The sequence below is a fragment of the Pseudomonas laurylsulfatiphila genome, assembly GCF_002934665.1.
Classification (GTDB): domain Bacteria; phylum Pseudomonadota; class Gammaproteobacteria; order Pseudomonadales; family Pseudomonadaceae; genus Aquipseudomonas; species Aquipseudomonas laurylsulfatiphila.
This window is the reverse complement of record NZ_NIRS01000002.1, coordinates 947,881-967,541: the sequence shown is the minus strand read 5'-3', so window position 1 is coordinate 967,541 and position 19,661 is coordinate 947,881. Positions and strand designations below refer to the sequence as shown.

Here is a 19,661-nt window from a genome sequence, read left to right as displayed (position 1 = left end):
CATGCGCCCCCTGATGCTCGACTTTCAGCCGCGCCGCCGCGCAGGTCCCCTGGGCTGGAGCCTGCTGGCCGGTGGCGTGGTGCTGACACTGACTTGCGCCCTGGTGCAGCAGCACCTGAGCAACGAGGCCGAACAACAGCAAGGCCACCTGCAAACCACCCAGCGGGTGCTCACCGGCGACAACGGCAGCAAGCCCGGCCTGACCCCGGCGGAAACTCGCGAGCAGGCGCAGAACCTGGCCGAAATGCGCAAGGTCTCCCAGCAGTTGCGCCGCCCCTGGGAGCGTCTGTTCGCCACGCTGGAAGCCATGCCGCGGGACAACATTGCCCTGCTGACCCTGACCCCGGACGCCCGCAAAGGCCAGGTCCGGATCAGTGCCGAGGCGATGGACCTGGACGCCATGCTCGATTTCCACCGCCGCCTCGAAGCCAGCGACGAGCTGTCCGACGTGTCGCTGCTGAGCCACGAAATTGTCGCCAACGTGCCGGAGCACCCGGTGCAGTTCAACCTGTCGGCTACCTGGGAGATCGGCGATGCAAATCCATAAATTGATCGTCCACGAATACCTGCAAGGCCTGGGGGTTCCGGGGCTGGCCGGGTTGGCCATGCTGGTGCTGGCGCTGAGCTATGGCCTGGCCGGATTGCTGCCGGACTGGCAGTCGCTGCAAAGCCTCAACCAGCAGACCCGCGAAGCCACCGAATACCTGGCCCGGGTCGAAGACGGCACCGTGGCTGCACCCGTGGTGCCGCAGCGCCAGCTCGACGACTTCCGCAGCAAGTTGCCGTCCCAGCCCCAGGCCACCGTGGCCATCGACAAGATCTACGCCCTGGCTGCCCAGGAGCGCATCACCTTGTCCCGGGGTGAATACTCCCTGGGCGTGGACCCCAAGACGCACCTGGCCCGTTATCAGATTCTGCTGCCGGTACGCGGCAGCTATCCGCAACTGCGGCGTTTCCTGCACGCCTTGCTCGGCCAGTTGCCGGCGGTGGTGCTGGAGGATGTGGAGTTTCAACGCAAGAAAATCGCCGATACCGACCTGACCGGGCGGATCCGCATGACCCTTTACCTGTCGAGGTCATGATGAATACCAAGCGAGTGGTGGGTTGGGTGGCGTTCTTCGGTGTAGCGGCAGCGCTCGCCTGGTTCCCCGAATACTTCAAGCAGGCTGACGACAGCGACCCTGCGGTGGCCGCCGTGACCATGCCAGCCAAAGGCAAGGCCCCGGGCGCAGCGGCAGCTGCATCGAGCGCCGCGGCGGTAGTGCCGATCAAGGACCTGAGTCCGGCAGGCGACCTGTTCGCCGCCCGCAGCTGGAAAGCGGAGCCGGTCCTCGGCACCGTCATTGAACAACCGGTGGTCGTGACGCCAGAGGTGCAGGTCCTCACTGCACCGCCGATGCCCTTCCAGTTTGTCGGCAGGCTGGATGACCGTTCCGATCTGCAGGTGTTCTTGCAGAGCGGCGAAAAAATATACGTCGTGCGCAAAGGGGATGTCATCGACGAAACCTGGCGGATCGAGCGCATTTCCAAAGAGGAGCTGAGCCTGGTCTACCTGCCTCTGCATTTAGCTCAGACTCTGTCTGTGGGGAGTACGGAATGAACAAATCCCGTTTGCTGATGAGCCTTTGTCTCTGCGCAGGGCTGGCTGCATGCAGTTCGGCGCAGGTCGCCAAGGAAGAAGCTTCCGCCCTGATGGAATCTGGCCAGTACGAAGCCGGCCTGGCTCGCATCGAACAGGGGTTGCGCGAGAACCCTCGCGATACCGATCTGCACATCGCGCTCAATAGCGGTCGGGCCCGCGCCGTGACGGCACTGCTGACTCAGGCCGACATGGACCGCGCCCAGCGTAATTTCGCCGGGGCCCGCATGGGCTACAGCCGGGTCCTGGGCATCGAGCCGAACAACCGTCGTGCCCAGGACTCCCTGCGCCAGCTCGACTACCTGCGCAGCATGGACGAGAAACTCGAACTGGCTCGTGGCGACCTGCGTCGCGGTGACATCTACGGTGCCGATCGCCAGGTCAAACAGATTCTCGAACTGGACCCGAACAACGAGGGTGCCCGGGAACTGCAAGACAACATCCGCCTGGTGCAGAGCCGCAACGTGGTGCAGTACCCGCAATTGCGCACACGCCTGGACCGGCCAGTGACCCTGGAATTTCGCGACGCCAACCTGAAGACCATTTTCGAAGTGCTGTCCCAGGTCGCCGGCCTGAACTTCATCTTCGACAAGGACCTGCGCCCGGACATGAAAGCCACGATCTTCGTACGTGATGTGCGCATCGAAGACGCCGTGGAATTGCTGCTGCAACAGAACCAGTTGCATCAGAAAGTGGTGAATGAAAACACCTTGCTGATTTACCCGGACTCGCCGCAGAAGCTCAAGGATTACCAGGAGCTGGTGATGCGCACCTTCTACCTGACCAGCATCGATGCCAACACCGCGTTGAACATGATCAAGACCATGCTCAAGACCCGCGACGTGTTCGTCGATGAACGCCTCAATACCCTGACCATGCGCGACACCGGCGACGCCGTGCGCATGGCGGAAAAACTCCTGCAATCGCAGGACCAGTCCAACCCCGAAGTGGTGCTGGAAGTGGAAGTGATGGAAGTCGCCCGCCAACGCATTCTCGACCTCGGCTTGCAATGGCCCAACACCTTCGGTGTGATCAACAGCGACGGCTCGCCAGTGTCCATCCTTGACCAGCTCAAAGGCATCGATTCCAGCCGCATCTCCATCAGCCCGGCGCCCCAGGCCAAGATCAACGCCCAGGACAAGGACATCAACACCCTGGCCAGCCCGGTGATCCGGGTGAGCAACCGTGAACAGGCGCGCATCCACATTGGTCAGCGCGTGCCGATCATCAGCGCCACCTCGGTGCCTTCGACCCAGGGCCCGGTGATCACCGAAAGCGTGACCTACCTCGACGTCGGTCTGAAGCTTGAAGTGCAGCCCATCGTGCACCTGAACAACGAAGTGGCGATCAAGATCGCGCTGGAAGTCAGTAACGCCACGCCGCTGACGCCCACCGCTCAGGGCACCATTCCAGTCCAGGTCGATACCCGCAACGCCCAGACCACCTTGCGTCTGCATGATGGCGAAACCCAGATCCTCGCCGGTCTGGTGCGCAACGACCATGGCAGCAGCGGTAACAAGATTCCTGGCCTTGGCGACATTCCTGGCCTCGGCCGCCTGTTCGGCAGTAACAAGGACGATGTCAGCAAGTCCGAACTGGTGCTGTCGATCACCCCGCGGATAGTGCGCAACCTGCCGTACCAGAGCCCGTCGGACATGGAATTCCCGACCGGCACAGAAACCAGCATGCACATCCAGGCCCCCGACCGTTCGATGAACACGACGGTTCAGACCGGCCCCATGAACGCACCGATCGCCACCACCGTTACCGTCGGGAAGCCATGATCATGAACGCCTCGCAGCGCGGTTTTACCCTGATCGAAGTCGTGGTGACGCTTGCCCTGGTCGGCCTGTTGGCCGGCATGGCCGCACCGCTGACCGAGACGGTGGTGCGCCGGGGCAAAGAGCAGGAACTGCGGAACGCGCTGTACCAGATCCGCGATGGCATCGACGCCTACAAACGCGCCTTCGACGCCGGCTACATCGAGAAGACGCTCGACAGCAACGGCTACCCGCCGAACCTGAAAGTGCTGGTCGATGGTGTACGTGACGTGCGCAGCGCCAAGGGTGCCAAGTTCTACTTCCTGCGGCGCATCCCCCGTGACCCGCTGGCCACCGTCAAGCGTGACGATCAGGGTGGCTGGGGCCTGCGTGCCTATGACAGTTCGGCCGAGAACCCGCGGGAGGGCCAGGACGTCTTCGACGTTTACTCCAAGGCCCGGGGCAAGGGTCTCAACGGCATCGCCTATCGGGAGTGGTGAGCATATGCGTCGGCAAAAGGGTTTTACCCTGTTGGAACTGATGGTGGTCATGGCAATCATCGCGACCCTGATGACGATCGCCATGCCACGCTACTTCACCAGCCTGGAAGCCTCGAAAGAGACCACCCTGCGCCAGAGCCTGTCGGCCATGCGCGAGGCGCTGGATCATTACTACGGCGACACCGGGCGTTATCCAGACTCCATCGAACAACTGGTCGAACTGCGCTACCTGCGCAACCAGCCGCTGGACCCGATTGCCGAGCGCAAGGACACCTGGGTCATGGTCGCGCCACCGGAAGGCGTGGCGGGCGGGGTGGCCGATATCAAGAGTGGCGCCAGCGGGAGGGCACGTGATGGCAGCCTTTACTCCGAGTGGTAAGCCTTCGGGCCAGGACGGCTTCACCTACCTGGGTGTGCTGTTTCTGATCGTCGTGATGGGCATGGGCCTGGCCAGTGCCGGCGAGTTGTGGGCCACCGCTTCACGCCGGGACCGGGAAAACCAGTTGCTCTGGGTCGGTACGCAGTATGCCCAGGCGCTGCGCAGCTATTACCGCAGTTCGCCCGGCGTGGCCATGTACCCGAAAGAACTCGCGGACCTGTTGCAGGACGAGCGCTTCCCGTCGGCCAGGCACCATATCCGCAAGTTGTACCCGGAGCCGATGACGGGGGGCGAATGGGAGCTGATACGCGGTATCGATGGACGGATCAGCGGTGTGTACTGCTCCTCCACGGAGAAGCCGCTCAAGCAGGTGAACTTTCCCAGCCAGTGGTCGGACTTCAACGGCATGGCCAGCTACAAGGACTGGCAGTTCGTGGCCGAGAAAGCCTTCCTCGATGACTCCAGCGGGCAGCCGAAAGCACAGTCCACCGCACCTGAGGCATTGCAGCCTTGATCCGGCACTGGCTCGCGGCACTGGTCCTGACGCTGGTGGCGAGCTTCGCCTCGGCGCAAGACGACGAGATGCTGGGGTTCATCATCGACGACACGATTTCGCACATCGGCCATGACTTTTATTACTCGTTCAGTGAACGCCTGCGTGCCACCAGCCCGATGGATTTCAACCTGGTGGTGCGCGAAAGACCTTCGGCGCGCTGGGGCAGCCTGGTGACCGTGGAGTTTCAGCAACGACTGGTTTATCGGCGCTTCCTGCCGCCGAACACAGTGGAGTTGAAAGACGAGGCCTATGAGGCTGCCGACCAGGTTCGCATGGAGATCGTGCGGCGCAAGCTGGAAGTCTTGTTGCAGGACACCACCGACCTTGAGAGGGACGAATTATGAAGGAAACAGCTTTCGGGAAGCGTACAGGACTGTGGTTGCTCGGCCTCTGGTTTGCCGGGGCGGGAAGTGCTGGCTGGGTCCATGCCACAGAGCTGGTCTACACGCCCATCAACCCGGCGTTCGGCGGTAACCCGTTGAACGGCACCTGGTTGCTCAACAACGCCCAGGCGCAGAACGACTACGACGATCCCGATCTGAATAACCGTACCGCTGTAGCCGGCACTTCGGCGCTGGAACGGTTTACCAGTCAGTTGCAATCACGGTTGCTGGGGCAACTGCTGGACAACATCTCCACGGGCAACACCGGGAGCCTGTCGACTGACGCCTTTATCGTCAACGTCATCGACGACTCGGGGGCATTGACGATCAACGTGACCGACCGGGCAACCGGTGAAGTGTCGGAAATCCAGGTAAACGGCATCACCACCACCCCTTGATGGGGATATGGGCCGATGGGGAGTTACGGATATGAAAAGAATAATGGTGCTAGGGATGCTGTTGGCGGTGCTTTCCGGCTGTGGTCTGCGTGAACCGATGTCCGCTGAACAGGACACTGAAACACCGACCCTGACCCCCAGGGCCTCGACCTACTACGACTTGTTGAACATGCCACGACCCAAGGGCAAGTTGATGGCAGTGGTGTACGGTTTCCGTGACCAGACCGGGCAATACAAGCCAACCCCGGCCAGCTCGTTTTCCACCAGCGTGACCCAGGGCGCGGCGAGCATGCTGATGGACGCCTTGCAGGCCAGTGGCTGGTTCGTGGTACTGGAGCGTGAAGGGCTGCAAAACCTGTTGACCGAGCGCAAGATCATTCGCGCCTCGCAAAAGAAACCCAATACACCGGTGAACATCCTGGGTGAGCTGCCGCCGCTGCAGGCGGCAAACATGATGCTCGAAGGCGGGATCATCGCCTACGACACCAACGTGCGCAGTGGCGGGGAAGGGGCACGCTACCTGGGCATCGACATTTCCCGTGAGTACCGCGTGGATCAGGTGACGGTGAACCTGCGGGCGGTGGACGTGCGCAGTGGGCAGGTGCTGGCCAACGTGATGACCAGCAAGACCATTTATTCGGTCGGTCGCAGTGCCGGGGTGTTCAAGTTCATCGAGTTCAAGAAACTGCTTGAGGCCGAGGTCGGCTATACCACCAACGAGCCGGCGCAGTTGTGTGTGTTGTCGGCGATCGAGTCGGCGGTGGGGCATTTGCTGGCCCAGGGGATCGAGCGGCGGTTGTGGCAGGTGGCGGGGGACAATTCCCAGCCTGTGCAGAATGAGACGCTGGAGCGGTATCTGACGCAGAACGAGGTGGATGATTAGGAGCTGCCTAAGGTTGCGATCTTTTAACCTTGGCGGCCTTCGAGCCGACCAGGTTCTTGGGTTATTGAGTACATATCCGTTGCTGCGGTAACGGCGGCTGGCGGTTTCGCCCTTACGGCGAGTCCCTTTGGCAAACGCCGGAGTGCCGGCCCAGCCCAAAGGAACCAAAGGTCTCGCCCCTTACGTACGGCCCCTCGCTAAGGCTCGGGGTTCCTTCGCTCCGGCATTCATCCGGGGGCATTGCCCTCCGGTCGGCTTCGCTTCGACCTACATGCAATGAGTTCGACTGCGTCGAACGGCGCTGCGCGCCCATCCCCGGATGAACACCTCCACTCAGCCTGCCGAGGGGGCGGGTGGATCAAGATCAAGAGCTGCAGGCGAGCTAACGCTCGGCCTGATGAGTGGTGAGAAGCGGCGCGGTGTGGACTGCTCTGCCTTTGCTCTTCTGTGGGAGCGAGCTTGCTCGCGATGGCGGCCTGCCAGCCGACCAATTTCTTTCGAATGTACCCAGCCCAACTGTGGGAGCGAGCCTGCTCGCGAAGGCGGTCTGCCAGCCGACCTGATTTTTGCAGATGTCCCCAATCCCTGTGGGAGCGGGCTTGCCCGCGAAGGCGGCCTGACAGCCGACCAATTTCTTGGAGCTGTACTCGGCATCTGTGGGAGCGAGCCTGCTCGCGAAGGCGGCCAGACAGCCGACCAATTTCTTGGGGCTATACTCGGCACCTGTGGGAGCGAGCCTGCTCGCGAAGGCGGCCAGACAGCCGACCAATTTCTTGGGGCTATACTCGGCACCTGGGGGAGCGGGCTTGCCCGCGAAGACGGCCTACCAGACAACCATTTCGCACAGGTATACCCAATCCCTGTAGGAGCTGGCTTGCCAGCGATGGCGACCTGACAGCCGACCAATTTCTTGGGGCTGTACTCGGCATCTGTGGGAGCGAGCCTGCTCGCGAAGGCGGCCTACCAGACAACCAATTTCGCACAGGTATACCCAATCCCTGTAGGAGCTGGCTTGCCAGCGAAGGCGACCTGACAGCCCACCAATTTCTTGGGGCTGTACTCGGCACCTGTGGGAGCGAGCCTGCTCGCGAAGGCGGCCAGACAGCCGACCAATTTCTTGGGGCTGTACTCGGCATCTGTGGGAGCGAGCCTGCTCGCGAAGACGGCCTTACAGCCAACGAAAATCCTCTGCCTCACACCAGCAAAATGGCCAGAAATTGTGGATGTCAGAGAAGGCTGTAGGACCAGGAGTGAGGCTACACCGCCTTGCGTCGTTGCCTACAACTACGCCAGAATCCGCCGGCTTGTGGGCCTTGGACCCTGACTCTATCGTTGTCGGGTCGCTGCAAATTCAGCGACCGGGTTTCGCAGCCCGGGTTAATCAAGGCGCTCAGCGCCACCGTTTCCATATAGTTGGCGCTTTTGTTCGCCCACTGTTTTGCGTTATGGCGGCTGTGCGCGGGAGACTTTCGGGTCTGCCGGGTTCCTTGATTCCCGGTCTGCGAACCTGCGTATGGCCGCCACCTTCTTCACTTCGCAGCGAATTGTGGCGGCTCCATCAATCAAGGAGCTTCGTCATGGTCAAACCCACACCCAATCCCCCCGTATCAGAATCCGACACTATTCACCGTGCATCCGGCCTCCACCTAAAACCCGCCATCCTCAAAAACAACGCCCCCCACAACCCCAGCACGATGTTCACCATCGCGCCGAACATCGACACCGAAAGCCTGTTGGCCCATGCCTGTGAATCGCTGGCGTCGGCGAGCGTCATGGCCAGTGATTTCGCAACATTCCTGGATGGCCCGCAACGCAGCATGTTGCTGGGGATCCAGCAGGTGATCATGCTGGCGGACCTGGCGGTCAACCGCGCACTGGATAACGTCGCCCCATTGGACTAAACACAGAACCATTGTGGCGAGGGAGCTTGCTCCCGCTCGGCTGCGCAGCAGTCGTAAAATAGTGTCTGCTGGTTTTAGGGTCGCTTCGCGACCCAACGGGGGCAAGCCCCCTCGCCACAGGGTTTGTGTACGCCGGAACGCTTCAGGCGCTTTCCAGCATCTTGATCAAGTGCTCAGGCCACACCGTTTCTCGGGTCTCTCGCAACTCGGCCACCGACCACCATTTATGCTCCGCCATGACCCGAACCTCGTTAGCCGTCCACCCTTCGCGGGACAGGCGTTCACTGTCGGTATGAACCACAAAATACCGTTCAACCGACAACACCGTTTCGCCGCTTGGCAGCATCATCGGAAAACTGCGCTCTGCAACGCTGGCTCCCACGGCTGCGACATTCAGGCCTGTTTCTTCAAACAGTTCACGAGCCGCCGCAGCCTCAAAGGATTCACCCGGTTCAAGCCCGCCACCGGGTGTCGCCCAGTGGCTTTGGCCGTCGAGGGCATCGCCTTTGTGCTGGAAGTGAAACAGCAGAACCTGTTGCGAGGGATTGATCACCAGCAGTCTGGCGGAATTGCGTTGGCGCATTTTTTTCTTTCCATAGAGTGCCGCGAACCGCAGCTTTCACTGCGGCCCGCGACGGTAAAGCTCATGTCGGCGTTATTACACCGAAAGGGTCAAGCCACCACCCGGTAACACGGCACATACGCCGCGCCGCCCGGCAGTTTCATGCGGTGCTGGGCGACGAAGGCTTTGAGCAGCAGGTCCAGCGGTTGCATGATCGCGGCGTCGCCACGGATCTGGTAAGGCCCGTGCTCTTCGATCAGGCGGATGCCCTTGTCCTTGACGTTGCCGGCGACGATGCCGGAGAACGCGCGGCGCAGGTTGGCCGCCAGTTCGTGGGAGGGCAGGTCGAGGCTCAGTTTCAGGTTGGCCATGTTTTCGTGGGTCGGGTCGAACGGGCGCTGGAAGCCTTCGTCGATTTTCAGCAGCCAGTTGAAGTGGAACGCGTCGTTGCGCTCGCGGCGGAACTGCTTGACCGCCTTGAGGCCCTGGGTCATCTGGCGCGCCACTTCGGCCGGGTCATCGATGATGATCTGGTAGTGCTGCTTGGCGGCGTCGCCCAGGGTGGCGCCGACGAACGCGTCCAGTTGCTCCAGGTACGGTGCGGCATGTTTCGGCCCGGTGAGGACGACCGGGAAGGGAATGCCTGCGTTGTCCGGGTGCATCAGGATGCCCAGCAGGTACAGGAACTCTTCGGCCGTACCGGCGCCGCCCGGGAAGATGATGATGCCGTGGCCGACACGGACGAAGGCTTCCAGGCGTTTTTCGATGTCCGGCAGGATCACCAGTTCGTTGACGATCGGGTTCGGCGCTTCGGCGGCGATGATGCCGGGTTCGGTCAGGCCCAGGTAGCGGCCGCCGTGGATGCGTTGCTTGGCGTGGGCGATGGTCGCGCCTTTCATCGGGCCTTTCATCACGCCGGGGCCGCATCCGGTGCAGATGTCCAGGCTGCGCAGGCCCAGTTCGTGGCCGACTTTCTTGGTGTATTTGTATTCTTCGGTGTTGATCGAGTGCCCGCCCCAGCACACCACGATCTTCGGCTCGACGCCGGGGCGCAGGGTGCGGGCGTTGCGCAGCAGGTGGAAGACGTAGTCGCTGATGCCCTGGGAGTTGCTCAGGTCGATGCGCTGGCTGTCGAGTTCGTTTTCGGTGTAGACGATGTCACGCAGGGCGCTGAACAGCATTTCCCGGGTGCTGGCGATCATTTCGCCGTCGACGAAGGCGTCGGCCGGGGCGTTCAGTAGTTCCAGGCGTACACCGCGGTCCTGCTGGTGAATGCGGATCTCGAAATCCTTGTAGGCTTCCAGAATGGTCTTGGCGTTGTCGACATGGGCGCCGGTGTTGAGGATGGCCAGGGCGCACTGGCGAAAGAGGGTGTAGGTGCTGCCGGAACCGGCCTCGCTCAATTGCTGGACTTCCCGTTGCGAGAGCGTTTCCAGGCTGCCTTTTGGACTGACGGAGGCGTTGATAACTTGGCGTTGGGTCATTCAATGATCCTTAAAACGATGTCATTCACACAGCAACTACGAATGGCATCCGAATAATGTGTATTCATGAAAGAAGATGGCACGAACTGCGCGGTCTCGCCATGTCCCCCGCTTGACGATGAAAAGATGAAAAGGAGCCCCAGCATAGCTAAATCCCCCGCAGAGGGGATAATGGCCCGCTGTCTTTTTGCCTCAGACCCCTTTTTACCCTTTCAGCTCAGGAAACCCGACGCAATGTTCGAAATCCAGCCGATGAACGCTGACACCTACCGGCAACAGACGCGGCGCAGCACGGTCATCATTGCCCTGATCTTCCTGGCGCTGGCGATGCTGCTGTCCTCGGCGGCAGTGGCGCTGTTCGGCACGCCCGGGGGCGACAATCTGCGCTTCAACGTCGGTGGCGTGTTTGTTGCCGTGCTGGTGATGGTGGCGCTGATGCGCAAGGTGTTCTGGCGCCAGGCGTGGATGGCGCCTGCGGTCTACAGTTGGCAACTCAAGCGCAGCCTGATGAGCATCACCAATGTCATGCATCATGTAACGGCGGCCGTGGAACGCGGTGATCCGGTTGCGATGAAGCTGTTGCGTTTCTACCATTTGGGCTTGAACCAGATGCATCAACTCGATGGCAACTCCAGTGACCATGGCCAGTTGATCCGCGAAATGGACCAGCACAAGGAACGGATGCAAGCGCAGGGCATCGAAATCCAACAGACACGGCTCGATCCGGCGTGGCTGGAGGCGCTAAAGCAGGCGCCGCGCTAACATCATGGCGAGCCCGGCTCGGGCATAGTGAGCAAAAACGGCGATCAGGAAGGTTCGTCCGTCATCGACACAGGGAGCACCATGGGACATCCATTGATCAACGATCAAATTGAAATGCTTCGGCCAGCCGTGGCAAGGCTCAAGGTCCGCTCGGCGGTGACCTTGCTGGTGGCGGTGTGCCTGTCGATGGTGGCTATCGTGATCTGGGAAGCCTGGAGCTCACGCCTGTACCACCTGCATGACAAGCAAGTGGTGATGTCCAACCTGGCGCAGACCCTGGCTTCGCAAGCGCAGGCAACGATCAAGCAGGCCGATACGCTGCTGTTCACGTTGGTCGATCGCCTGGAACACGACGGCGTGGATCAATCCCGGCTGCCGGCATTGCTCAATGCCCAGCGCAGTGAGTTGAGCCAGCTTCATGGCTTGTTCGTTTTCGACGAAAAAGGGCAGTGGCTCGCCAATTCCAATGGCGCCGGCCAAACCGGCGTCAACAATTCCGACCGCGAATACTTCATCTTCCATCGCGACAACCCCAGCCGTGGGCCGCACATCGGGCCGTCGATCAAGAGCCGTTCGAGCGGCGAGTGGATCCTGACGGTTTCGCGTCGGCTCAATCATCCCGACGGCAGTTTTGCCGGCGTGGCGCTGGCGACGATTTACCTCACTCATTTTCTGCAGCTCTACGACAGCATCGACATGGGCAGCAATGGCGTGATCACCCTGATCGCCGACAACGCCAGCATTGTCATTCGGCGGCCCTTCAAGGAGTCGGATATCGGCAGCAGCCTTGCCAAGAGCCCGTTGTTCACCCAGTTGTTGCCCAAGAGCGATGCGGGCACGGCCACGATCACGTCGGTCATCGACGGTGTCGAGCGGGTGACGGGGTACCGCCGGGTCGAGGGTTATCCGCTGATCGTGTTTGCCGCACTGAACAAGGATGAAGTGCTGGCCAGTTGGCGCAAGGAAACGCTGCTCAGCGCCGGCATCGTCACGCTGTTGCTCAGTGTTCTCGGGGGACTGGGGTTCCGGCTGATCAAGCTGATGAAGCAGCAGAACCTGGTGCAGGTCGAGTTGCTGGACACCCAGGACAAGCTCCTGGAGGTCAATCGCAACCTCGAAGGCCTGGCTCTCAAGGATGCGCTGACGGGGCTGGCCAACCGGCGTCAGCTCGACGCGTTCATCGATGCCGAAATGGGCCGTGCCCGGCGTAGCCAGAGCGAGCTGGCGCTGCTGATGATCGATGTCGATCATTTCAAACCGTTCAATGACCGCTACGGTCACCCGGCCGGTGATGAGTGTTTGCGCAAGGTCGGTGCGATCATCACCGACAACATCAAGCGCCCCGGTGATCTGGCCGCCCGTTATGGTGGCGAGGAGTTTGCGGTGGTGCTGCCCGGCAACGACTACGTGGGGGCATTCCTGGTGGCGGAGAAAATCCGCCGCGCGGTGCTGCAGGCTGAAATTGCCCACAGCGACAGCCCGGAAGGCGCCGTCACCGTCAGCGTTGGCGTGTGTGCCAGCAATGGTGCGTCCCAGGTTCGCTCCGAAGACCTGATCGCTGCGGCGGACAAGGCGCTGTACGTGGCCAAGGCCAGTGGGCGCAATATGAGTGTGATTGCCAACTGAGGCTCAGGCGTCAGGCAAACCGGTCCGTTCCCTGAACCAGTCGGGTCGCCAGGCCGGGTTTTTCAAGCTGCTCCAGCCACCAGCCGAGGGCGCGACCGTCATGGTCGCCACGCCAGCCTGCGTAGAGGATGTTCGGTTCGCGCGGGTCGGCCATCGGCTTTTCAACCAGCGTGCCGTTTTTCAGCAGCGAACCAACCCGGTGCCGCGGCAGCCAACCCACCCCCAGCGCATGGCACTGGGCGAGGATTTTCGCGCCCATGGTCGGCACGGCCAGCACCGCTTGCCCACCGGTGACGCCGTAGGTGCTGCCCTCGCTGACTCTGGACGAATCGGCCACCACAACGGCCCGGTGCTGCGCGACCATGGCCCGGCTAATCGGGCCTTTGGCCTTGGCCAGCGGGTGTCTGGGCGACACCGCAAACACCCATTCCATTTCCCCCAGTTGCATCCAGCGCAAGGACGGAATCGCCGCTGGCTCATTGGTGGCGCCGATGATCAGGTCCGCGCGGCCTTCGCGCAGGGCCTCCCAGACCCCTTTGAGGACCTCCTGGGTGATGCGCAGCGGTACGCCGGATTGCAGCGCATCGAACTCGTCGATCACCGGGATCAGGGTTTCGAACTCCAGCAACTCGTCGGTGACAATCCACAGGCGGCTCTCCCAGCCATTGGCCACTTGCCGGACCCGTTGGGTCAGGCGCGAGACGTCCTGCATCAGCCGCGCCGCTTCGTTGACCAGCAACTCACCCGCCGGGGTCAGTTGCAAACGGTAGCGACGGCGGTCGAACAGCAACGCATCGAAGCGTTCCTCCAGCTGCCGCGCCGCATAGGACACGGTCGACGGCGCCTTGCCCAGGTACGCCGCCGCCCGCGACAGGCTGCCGGTTTCGCGGATTGCTTCTAGTAGCGCCAGGTCTTCGGTCGACAGCATGTGCAAAAATCCTCAAACGAACACGACAACCTTGTAGGAGCCGGCTTGCCGGCGAAGGGGCTCGCGAGTGCGATGCATGGCTCAAGGCCGATCGCTGGCAAGCCAGCTCCTACAGAGGCAGGGTGGGGTGACTCAGGAAGTACGGATCAATCGAAGATAGACCAACACATTGATCACCAACACCACGCTGCCCAAACCCAACTGAATGCCGGGCGTCAGGCCCGCCGGGTAAATCACCGGCCAAATGTAATGCTCGATGAACCCACCGCCATAACCGGTTTGTCCGGCCCCATGGCGCATGCGGTTTTCCCAGTCGGTCAGCGGGCAGGGCAGGTGGAAGAACTCCACCGCCATACCCCACAGCGCAGCGGGCGGATGCCACCAAATCAGGTGGCGCCATTTGAGTATCAGCAGCCCGCCGAACACGACAAACACAATGAACGACAGGTGAAACAGCATCAGCCCGTCGGCGGCGATTCGGTACAGCATGTCGGTGCCCCTGAAGGCTGATCGAATCGCTCCATGGTACTCGGGCCGGTGGCGGGCGCTCTATCGATTGTCGCGATCCAATGTCCTGAGCACGCCTTGCAAACGTTCGGTCATCGATTCGCTGCTGCGTTGCATCGGTGCGCGCAGTTCGTCACCGATCAAGCCTTGCAGGGCCAGCGCGGTTTTCACTGGGGCCGGGTTGGGTTCCAGGAACAGGCTATTGATCAGCGGCAGCAGACGGAAAAACGTGGCGCGGCCTTCAGCCAATCGGTTGTCGCGGATCTGCCGGTGCAACTGCACGAACAGTTCCGGATGGACATGCGCCGACGCGGCAATCGCGCCTTTGGCGCCCAGGCACAGGGCATTGAAGATCTGGTTGTCTTCGCCACACAGCACGTCGACATGGCCGCTATCGAGCAAGGCGAGGGTGTTGGAAAAGTTACCGCCGCAATCCTTGATCGCGACGATTCGCTCATGGGCGACGATGTTGAGCAGGGTCGCCTGTTCGAAGGCCACGCCGGTACGGTAGGGGATGTCGTAGAGAATCAGTGGCACGCTGGAGGCATCGGCGACCGTGCGGAAAAACGCTTCGAGGCCGGCCTGGGACGGGCGGATGTAATACGGCGCCGGCACCAGCAGGCCCGCCACCGGGCGCTTGAGGATCTCGCTCTGGAACTGCAACAACTCGGTCAGGTTGTTGCCGGCCAGGCCCATGACCACCCGTTGCGCCGGCACCAGCTCCAGCACCGCATCAAGCACTGCCAGTTGCTCATGTTTGCCCATCGCCGCCGGCTCGCCGGTGGTGCCGCAAACGATGAGGCCGTCGACACCTTTTTCCAGCAGATGGCTGACCAGACGGCGCAAGCCGACGAAATCGATGGCGCCGTTGTGGAAGGGGGTGACCAGTGGAACCCAGATACCCTGAAACGCTGACATGCTTTTTCTCCTGATGGTTGACCGATTTCGTCACCGTCAGGGGCATGGAAGGAGAGTAAGCAAGGGGAGTGTGGTCCGTCGCGCTCAATGTCCTGTCAGCTCATCTGACGGGACAGCGCGCCCCGGTCACATGAGCGACTGTTTCTTCGATTTGAGGGCGTGCGCAACGCAACCTTGCGCCTTGGCAATCAAGCCAATGACGGAAGTGTTGAGGTTGAAGGTTGCGGACATACTTGCTTACACCCTGAGTGAGGCGCCCAGTTTTAAAAGCTGGCGCGCCTTTTGTCAATCACGAAAATCAGCGAACTCGGCGCGCATCCGGCCATTGTGCTTGGCCTTGTAGAGCAGATGATCGACCTGCTCGACGAGCTCCAGGGCCGTCGCATGCATCGATGCCAGGGTGGTGCCGACGCCGAGGCTGATACTCAGCAGCTTCGACACGTTCGAGAATTCATGGGGGATCTGCTGCTGGCGAATCAGGTGCAGGCATTTGTGCGCCACCAGCCGTGCGGATTCGGCATCGGTTTCCGGCAGCAGCCAGACGAACTCTTCACCGCCGATCCGGGCGATGAAATCCCGTGGCCGGTTTGCCGCCATGGACAGGGTCTGGGCCACGCGACGCAGGCATTCGTCACCCTTGATGTGGCCGTAGTGGTCGTTGTACTGCTTGAAATAATCGATATCCAGCACGATCACCGACAACGGCAAGCCGTTACGCTGGGCCGTGTTCCACTCGCGCTCCAGCACGGTGTCGAACATGCGGCGGTTGGCGATGCCGGTCAGGCCGTCCTGGAAGGAATACTCCTCCAGTTGTTTTTGCAGGCGGATCAGGTGTTCTTCGGTTTTCTTGCGCTCGCTGATATCGAACATGAACCCCACCAGCGCCTCGACTTCGCCGTCCTTGCGCACCACGTGCACCACATCGCGGATCCACACGTACTCGCCGCTGTCGGTCAGTGCGCGATAGTCGGCCTCGTGATCGATGCCGGCCCGCGATTGCGAGACACAGAAGTCCATCACGTAGTCGCGGTCATCCGGGTGCATGCGCTCGACCCAGTCATTGACCGAGGCCCAGCTGTGCTGCTTCCAGCCCAGCAGTTCTTCGATCTGTGGCCCGACGTAGCTGAAGGTCATGGTTTTCCAGTCGATGCGCCAGGGAATGGCTTTGGTCGACTCAAGCAGGGTTTTGTAAACGTCGCTGTCGGTTTCGGCTGAAATCATGAAGGGCCTGCCTCGATGAAAAATGCAGGGCCATCATGTTGCTACCACCGAGGCGAATCAAGCGGGCAGCCGATGAATGGCAAGCAAGCGTCTCAGTGAGCAAGATTGTTCAAGCCATTGGCCGCCACAGCTGGCAAAGTCTCAGGTCTTTCCCTGTCTGTAGAACGTCATGCCCAACTCACTCATGCCGCGCAGCGCCTTTTTGCGCGGCGCTGCGGCGATCATGCCGCTGTCCCTGGCCACCGCGCCCTGGGGCTTGCTGGCCGGCTCCATGGCCATCGAAGCCAACCTCACGCCCCTGCAAGGCCAGGGCCTGTCGAGCATTGTGTTTGCCGGTGCGGCGCAACTGGTGGCCATCGGCATGCTCAAGGGCGGTGCCGGGATCTTTTCGATCTTGCTCACCACGCTGTTGCTGACCTCCCAGCATTTGCTTTACGGGATGAGCATGCGTTCGGTGATTTCGCCATTGCCGGGGCGCTGGCGTGCGGGGCTGGGTTTCTTGCTCACCGATGAGCTGTTTGCCCTGACCAGCCAGCACGACAAGCAGCAATTCAATCGCTGGTACGCCCTGGGCGTGGGCCTGACGTTCTACATCGCCTGGAACCTCTTCACCCTGGCGGGCATTGTACTCGGCAGCAGCATTCCGGGCCTTGAACACCTGGGCCTGGATTTCTCCATCGCGGCCACCTTCATTGCCCTGATCACCCCGGTGGTCCGCAACGTGCCGACCGTGGTGTGCGTGGCGGTGTCGCTGTTTTGCTCGGTGCTGTTCAGCTACTGGCAATGGGGTTCAGCGCTGGTGCTGTCGGGGCTGGCGGGGATGACCGCGGGGTTTGTCTGCAATAAATTCTACGGTGGACGCACATGATGGTCTGGGCTGTGATTGTCGGAATGGGCGTGTTGGTGTTCCTCAACCGCTACGTTTTTCTCGAGCCGCGCCTGCCGGTGCGCCTGAGCAGCAATGCCCGGCAGTTCCTCGGGTTTGCCGTACCGGGCATGTTGACGGCTATCTGTGGGCCGATTGTGTTCATGCCGGAAAAACAGCTGAACCTGCACTGGGACAACCCCTATCTGATCAGCTCGCTGGTGGCGGTGGGGCTGGTGCTTTACACGCGCAATACGTTGCTCAGCATGCTGTTGAGCATGGGCTTTTTCTTTTTGCTGCGCTGGTGGCTCTGAGCGGAGCAGGGGAACTGATCTAAGCTTAAAGTGGATGACCGATCCCTTCGGGAAGTGAGGTGAACATGGCCAATGAACCCAAGCGTCCGGACCCGGAAGAAGACGTGGACGAACCCACGGAAGAAGAGATTGAGCAGCAAAAGCGGTCGATGCCGGACTGGAAGCATCCTGACGACGGTAAGGAACTGTCAGAGCCTGACCGCAAGTTCTGATCAACCCAAACAACAAAGCCCCGCCATTGTAGGAGCGAGCTCGCTCCTACAATTTCCTTTCCATTGAGTGGGGCTTTTGTCGTTATCGACAGATTCAAGGAACTTCCTTGATCAGCGCGGCGCCCTGGTTCCTGACATTGCCGACGGCCTTGTCCACCTTGAACCACTCAAATACGTTACTGACCTCGCCCTGGGATAACGCCATTTCCTCGGCTCTTTCCTTGGGCGTGGCCGGGTCCAGCCATTCCCGCGCCAGCTCGGGCGAGAACACCACCGGCCGCCGGTCATGCACGTCAAGCAGGCCGCCTGCACTGTCTGCCGTGAGAATCACGAAACCGTCGTGCTCCCTGTGCGGGGCTCCGCCGATGGGGTATTGGCCGATGGCCGCGCAGAAAGCCGGCGCCCGGTCCCGTCGCCGAATCAGCCAGGGCTGTTTGTTGCCGTCACCGGCGTCGACCCACTCAAACCAGTTATCGATCGGGCAGATCGCGCGATGCGGCCAGATGGCCCGGAAGTACGGGCCGTGGGCGACTTTCTCGACCCGGGCATTGATCGGCTCCGTGCGATCCGTTGCCCAGTGCGGCCGCCAACCCCAGCGCACGGCGTCGGCGTGCAGCCGCTCGTTCTCCAGGTGCAGCAGGGCAAGTTGCGTGGTGGGCGCGGCGTTATAGTGCGCCAGGGGTTCGTTGCCGACGTGATTGACCAGCGCGTCGGGGATGCTCAGCACCGCCACGAAGTCGTGAATCCCGCGGTATTGCGACAGTCGTCCGCACATGGCCTGACACTCTGGTTGAGCGTTTTTTCAGTTTAGTAGCTGGCGACGAAACAGGCTTGGCAAGCGCCGGAACCAAAGCCTGTGTACCTTATCCAACCTCGGCCCGGCGTCTCGGGCGAAGGATTCCTGCCAATTTGTATTTCAATCGTGATGGTCTGGCCCAAGGCAAAAGATGAAACAGTGGTTCAAGTGTTTAACGGTGTGCGCCCTGGCAGTTGGCTTGCTGGGTTGTATCGCCGCACCCATTGCAATGACGCCGCAGACCGAACAGCGTTTGCAGGCGCAACCGCCTATCCGTTTTCTGCTGACGTTCGATGACGGTCCCAGTGCATCGAGCTGGTGGAACCCGACCGTCACGGTGCTTGAGAGCCTGGCGCAAAACCCGTTGCAGCCGGGGATCAAAGCCGTGTTCTTCGTGCAAACCCGCGCGCCGCGCGCCGGTGGCAGCGAATTGGGCCGGGGCATCATGCGGCGCGAACACGCCGAAGGTCACATTCTGGGCTTCCACACGGCAACGCCCTGGCACACCAATCATCGCTCGCTGGAGCCGCAAGAACTGGAGCAGGCCCTGACCGATGGCAGCGCCGACATCGCGGCGATCACCGGTGCCCCCCCAACCCTGCTGCGCCCGCCATTCTGGAACTACGACAAGCGCACCTTCGCCGCTTATCAACAGCATGGCTTGCACGTGCTGCTTACGGACTTGAGCGCCAATGACGGCAAGATCTGGGGTTTCAACGCCAGCCCCCGGCGCCGGTCGCACATGCTGCGCTCGATGTCTGAAGTGCGCGAACGCATCGCTCGTGGCGAATTGCCGGTGGTCGATGGGGTGATTCCGGTCGTGGTGACATTTCACGACCTCAACCGCTATACCGCCCGGCATACCCGTGAATACCTGCAGATTCTGCTCGACAGCGCCCGGGAGACCGGGGTGAAAACCGCGGACAAGCCGTTTTACGACGACCAGGCTGCGCTACAGCGGGCGGCCATGGCGCGAACCGTGCGCGATGGCTCGCAGCCGGTCGAGTTGCCGGGGTTCTGGAACTGGATCTGGGGTGGTAATTCCCACTGAGCTGCCGGAAATGCGA

24 protein-coding genes are annotated in these 19,661 nt (G+C 61.4%); 17 read left to right on the top strand and 7 right to left on the bottom strand.

What is annotated here, in order from left to right; genetic code table 11:
• Position 1 precedes the first annotated feature (1 nt).
• From CD175_RS10225 to CD175_RS10170, 11 genes are all read left to right on the top strand, one after another.
• The gene (locus CD175_RS10225; RefSeq protein WP_007977236.1) at positions 2-547 is read left to right on the top strand and encodes a PilN domain-containing protein; all 546 of its coding nucleotides are present in this window, start codon (positions 2-4) and stop codon (positions 545-547) included.
• The gene (locus CD175_RS10220) at positions 534-1,082 is read left to right on the top strand and encodes a type IV pilus inner membrane component PilO (protein WP_104448791.1); all 549 of its coding nucleotides are present in this window, start codon (positions 534-536) and stop codon (positions 1,080-1,082) included. Before CD175_RS10225 ends, CD175_RS10220 begins: the two co-directional genes overlap by 14 nt.
• Positions 1,082-1,600: a hypothetical protein gene (locus tag CD175_RS10215; protein ID WP_104448790.1), complete on the top strand. Its 519-nt coding sequence runs from the start codon at positions 1,082-1,084 to the stop codon at positions 1,598-1,600. Before CD175_RS10220 ends, CD175_RS10215 begins: the two co-directional genes overlap by 1 nt.
• Positions 1,597-3,423 carry a secretin GspD/PilQ domain-containing protein gene (locus CD175_RS10210; RefSeq protein ID WP_104448789.1) on the top strand — a complete coding sequence of 609 codons (1,827 nt, stop codon included), beginning with the start codon at positions 1,597-1,599 and terminating at the stop codon, positions 3,421-3,423. Before CD175_RS10215 ends, CD175_RS10210 begins: the two co-directional genes overlap by 4 nt.
• Before the next feature lie 2 nt (positions 3,424-3,425).
• Positions 3,426-3,899 carry a type II secretion system protein gene (locus CD175_RS10205; RefSeq protein ID WP_104448788.1) on the top strand — a complete coding sequence of 158 codons (474 nt, stop codon included), beginning with the start codon at positions 3,426-3,428 and terminating at the stop codon, positions 3,897-3,899.
• A gap of 4 nt (positions 3,900-3,903) precedes the next feature.
• Positions 3,904-4,278, top strand: coding sequence for a type II secretion system protein (locus CD175_RS10200; protein WP_007977246.1), 375 nt, complete (start codon positions 3,904-3,906; stop codon positions 4,276-4,278).
• Positions 4,253-4,792 carry a type II secretion system protein gene (locus CD175_RS10195; protein ID WP_104448787.1) on the top strand — a complete coding sequence of 180 codons (540 nt, stop codon included), beginning with the start codon at positions 4,253-4,255 and terminating at the stop codon, positions 4,790-4,792. Before CD175_RS10200 ends, CD175_RS10195 begins: the two co-directional genes overlap by 26 nt.
• Complete coding sequence (gene csgE / locus CD175_RS10190; RefSeq protein WP_104448786.1) at positions 4,789-5,178, top strand: curli production assembly/transport protein CsgE; 390 nt, start codon at positions 4,789-4,791, stop codon at positions 5,176-5,178. Before CD175_RS10195 ends, csgE begins: the two co-directional genes overlap by 4 nt.
• A complete protein-coding gene (locus tag CD175_RS10185) occupies positions 5,175-5,615 on the top strand; it encodes a curli assembly protein CsgF (protein ID WP_104448785.1) in 441 nt (146 codons plus the stop codon). Before csgE ends, CD175_RS10185 begins: the two co-directional genes overlap by 4 nt.
• Positions 5,616-5,646: 31 nt before the next feature.
• Positions 5,647-6,498: a CsgG/HfaB family protein gene (locus CD175_RS10180; protein WP_104448784.1), complete on the top strand. Its 852-nt coding sequence runs from the start codon at positions 5,647-5,649 to the stop codon at positions 6,496-6,498.
• Between the two features lie 1,577 nt (positions 6,499-8,075).
• The gene (locus tag CD175_RS10170) at positions 8,076-8,399 is read left to right on the top strand and encodes a DUF6124 family protein (RefSeq protein WP_104448783.1); all 324 of its coding nucleotides are present in this window, start codon (positions 8,076-8,078) and stop codon (positions 8,397-8,399) included.
• 142 nt (positions 8,400-8,541) lie between these two features.
• Here CD175_RS10170 and CD175_RS10165 read toward each other — a convergent pair whose 3' ends face one another.
• Positions 8,542-8,982 carry an NUDIX hydrolase gene (locus CD175_RS10165; protein WP_104448782.1) on the bottom strand — a complete coding sequence of 147 codons (441 nt, stop codon included), beginning with the start codon at positions 8,980-8,982 and terminating at the stop codon, positions 8,542-8,544.
• Positions 8,983-9,071: 89 nt separating this feature from the next.
• Positions 9,072-10,445, bottom strand: coding sequence for a nucleotide 5'-monophosphate nucleosidase PpnN (ppnN, locus tag CD175_RS10160; protein ID WP_104448781.1), 1,374 nt, complete (start codon positions 10,443-10,445; stop codon positions 9,072-9,074).
• 234 nt (positions 10,446-10,679) lie between these two features.
• Between ppnN and CD175_RS10155 the strand changes: the two genes are divergently transcribed.
• The gene (locus CD175_RS10155; RefSeq protein WP_205886326.1) at positions 10,680-11,207 is read left to right on the top strand and encodes a DUF3087 domain-containing protein; all 528 of its coding nucleotides are present in this window, start codon (positions 10,680-10,682) and stop codon (positions 11,205-11,207) included.
• 81 nt (positions 11,208-11,288) lie between these two features.
• Positions 11,289-12,833, top strand: a complete 1,545-nt coding sequence (locus CD175_RS10150; RefSeq protein ID WP_104448779.1) for a sensor domain-containing diguanylate cyclase — start codon at positions 11,289-11,291, stop codon at positions 12,831-12,833.
• Between the two features lie 10 nt (positions 12,834-12,843).
• On the opposite strand, the gene CD175_RS10145 is transcribed toward CD175_RS10150, so the two are convergent.
• From CD175_RS10145 to CD175_RS10130, 4 genes are all read right to left on the bottom strand, one after another.
• Positions 12,844-13,761 carry a LysR family transcriptional regulator gene (locus tag CD175_RS10145; RefSeq protein WP_104448778.1) on the bottom strand — a complete coding sequence of 306 codons (918 nt, stop codon included), beginning with the start codon at positions 13,759-13,761 and terminating at the stop codon, positions 12,844-12,846.
• A 132-nt stretch (positions 13,762-13,893) separates the two neighbouring features.
• Positions 13,894-14,250 carry a DUF2784 domain-containing protein gene (locus CD175_RS10140; protein ID WP_104448777.1) on the bottom strand — a complete coding sequence of 119 codons (357 nt, stop codon included), beginning with the start codon at positions 14,248-14,250 and terminating at the stop codon, positions 13,894-13,896.
• 60 nt (positions 14,251-14,310) lie between these two features.
• The gene (gene dapA, locus CD175_RS10135) at positions 14,311-15,186 is read right to left on the bottom strand and encodes a 4-hydroxy-tetrahydrodipicolinate synthase (protein WP_104448776.1); all 876 of its coding nucleotides are present in this window, start codon (positions 15,184-15,186) and stop codon (positions 14,311-14,313) included.
• Positions 15,187-15,471: 285 nt separating this feature from the next.
• On the bottom strand, positions 15,472-16,407 hold the full coding sequence (locus tag CD175_RS10130) for a sensor domain-containing diguanylate cyclase (RefSeq protein WP_104448775.1): 936 nt from the start codon (positions 16,405-16,407) through the stop codon (positions 15,472-15,474).
• Between the two features lie 169 nt (positions 16,408-16,576).
• On the opposite strand from CD175_RS10130, the gene CD175_RS10125 reads away from it, so the two are divergent.
• The 3 genes from CD175_RS10125 (at position 16,577) to CD175_RS31325 (ending at position 17,798) form a co-directional block, all read left to right on the top strand.
• The gene (locus tag CD175_RS10125) at positions 16,577-17,275 is read left to right on the top strand and encodes an AzlC family ABC transporter permease (protein WP_041474903.1); all 699 of its coding nucleotides are present in this window, start codon (positions 16,577-16,579) and stop codon (positions 17,273-17,275) included.
• Positions 17,275-17,586, top strand: a complete 312-nt coding sequence (locus tag CD175_RS10120; protein WP_015095729.1) for an AzlD domain-containing protein — start codon at positions 17,275-17,277, stop codon at positions 17,584-17,586. Before CD175_RS10125 ends, CD175_RS10120 begins: the two co-directional genes overlap by 1 nt.
• 65 nt (positions 17,587-17,651) lie before the next feature.
• Complete coding sequence (locus CD175_RS31325; protein WP_167399513.1) at positions 17,652-17,798, top strand: hypothetical protein; 147 nt, start codon at positions 17,652-17,654, stop codon at positions 17,796-17,798.
• Between the two features lie 94 nt (positions 17,799-17,892).
• Here CD175_RS31325 and CD175_RS10115 read toward each other — a convergent pair whose 3' ends face one another.
• Entirely contained in the window at positions 17,893-18,573 is a 681-nt protein-coding gene (locus CD175_RS10115; protein ID WP_104448774.1) for an SOS response-associated peptidase family protein, read from the bottom strand.
• Positions 18,574-18,745: 172 nt separating this feature from the next.
• Here CD175_RS10115 and CD175_RS10110 point away from each other — a divergent pair, with 172 nt between their 5' ends.
• Positions 18,746-19,645 carry a polysaccharide deacetylase family protein gene (locus tag CD175_RS10110; RefSeq protein WP_104448773.1) on the top strand — a complete coding sequence of 300 codons (900 nt, stop codon included), beginning with the start codon at positions 18,746-18,748 and terminating at the stop codon, positions 19,643-19,645.
• The last annotated feature ends 16 nt before the right edge of the window (positions 19,646-19,661 follow it).

Excerpts from the sequence above, each read along its gene's own strand:
- CD175_RS10225 (WP_007977236.1), top strand. The coding sequence starts at position 2 with ATGCGCCCCCTGATGCTCGACTTTCAGCCGCGCCGCCGCGCAGGTCCC.
- CD175_RS10220 (WP_104448791.1), top strand. The coding sequence starts at position 534 with ATGCAAATCCATAAATTGATCGTCCACGAATACCTGCAAGGCCTGGGG.
- CD175_RS10215 (WP_104448790.1), top strand. The coding sequence starts at position 1,082 with ATGAATACCAAGCGAGTGGTGGGTTGGGTGGCGTTCTTCGGTGTAGCG.
- CD175_RS10210 (WP_104448789.1), top strand. The coding sequence starts at position 1,597 with ATGAACAAATCCCGTTTGCTGATGAGCCTTTGTCTCTGCGCAGGGCTG.
- CD175_RS10205 (WP_104448788.1), top strand. The coding sequence starts at position 3,426 with ATGAACGCCTCGCAGCGCGGTTTTACCCTGATCGAAGTCGTGGTGACG.
- CD175_RS10200 (WP_007977246.1), top strand. The coding sequence starts at position 3,904 with ATGCGTCGGCAAAAGGGTTTTACCCTGTTGGAACTGATGGTGGTCATG.
- CD175_RS10195 (WP_104448787.1), top strand. The coding sequence starts at position 4,253 with ATGGCAGCCTTTACTCCGAGTGGTAAGCCTTCGGGCCAGGACGGCTTC.
- CD175_RS10185 (WP_104448785.1), top strand. The coding sequence starts at position 5,175 with ATGAAGGAAACAGCTTTCGGGAAGCGTACAGGACTGTGGTTGCTCGGC.
- CD175_RS10180 (WP_104448784.1), top strand. The coding sequence starts at position 5,647 with ATGAAAAGAATAATGGTGCTAGGGATGCTGTTGGCGGTGCTTTCCGGC.
- CD175_RS10170 (WP_104448783.1), top strand. The coding sequence starts at position 8,076 with ATGGTCAAACCCACACCCAATCCCCCCGTATCAGAATCCGACACTATT.
- CD175_RS10165 (WP_104448782.1), bottom strand. The coding sequence starts at position 8,982 with ATGCGCCAACGCAATTCCGCCAGACTGCTGGTGATCAATCCCTCGCAA.
- ppnN (WP_104448781.1), bottom strand. The coding sequence starts at position 10,445 with ATGACCCAACGCCAAGTTATCAACGCCTCCGTCAGTCCAAAAGGCAGC.
- CD175_RS10155 (WP_205886326.1), top strand. The coding sequence starts at position 10,680 with ATGTTCGAAATCCAGCCGATGAACGCTGACACCTACCGGCAACAGACG.
- CD175_RS10150 (WP_104448779.1), top strand. The coding sequence starts at position 11,289 with ATGGGACATCCATTGATCAACGATCAAATTGAAATGCTTCGGCCAGCC.
- CD175_RS10145 (WP_104448778.1), bottom strand. The coding sequence starts at position 13,761 with ATGCTGTCGACCGAAGACCTGGCGCTACTAGAAGCAATCCGCGAAACC.
- CD175_RS10140 (WP_104448777.1), bottom strand. The coding sequence starts at position 14,250 with ATGCTGTACCGAATCGCCGCCGACGGGCTGATGCTGTTTCACCTGTCG.
- dapA (WP_104448776.1), bottom strand. The coding sequence starts at position 15,186 with ATGTCAGCGTTTCAGGGTATCTGGGTTCCACTGGTCACCCCCTTCCAC.
- CD175_RS10130 (WP_104448775.1), bottom strand. The coding sequence starts at position 16,407 with ATGATTTCAGCCGAAACCGACAGCGACGTTTACAAAACCCTGCTTGAG.
- CD175_RS10125 (WP_041474903.1), top strand. The coding sequence starts at position 16,577 with ATGCCCAACTCACTCATGCCGCGCAGCGCCTTTTTGCGCGGCGCTGCG.
- CD175_RS10120 (WP_015095729.1), top strand. The coding sequence starts at position 17,275 with ATGGTCTGGGCTGTGATTGTCGGAATGGGCGTGTTGGTGTTCCTCAAC.
- CD175_RS31325 (WP_167399513.1), top strand. The coding sequence starts at position 17,652 with ATGGCCAATGAACCCAAGCGTCCGGACCCGGAAGAAGACGTGGACGAA.
- CD175_RS10115 (WP_104448774.1), bottom strand. The coding sequence starts at position 18,573 with ATGTGCGGACGACTGTCGCAATACCGCGGGATTCACGACTTCGTGGCG.
- CD175_RS10110 (WP_104448773.1), top strand. The coding sequence starts at position 18,746 with ATGAAACAGTGGTTCAAGTGTTTAACGGTGTGCGCCCTGGCAGTTGGC.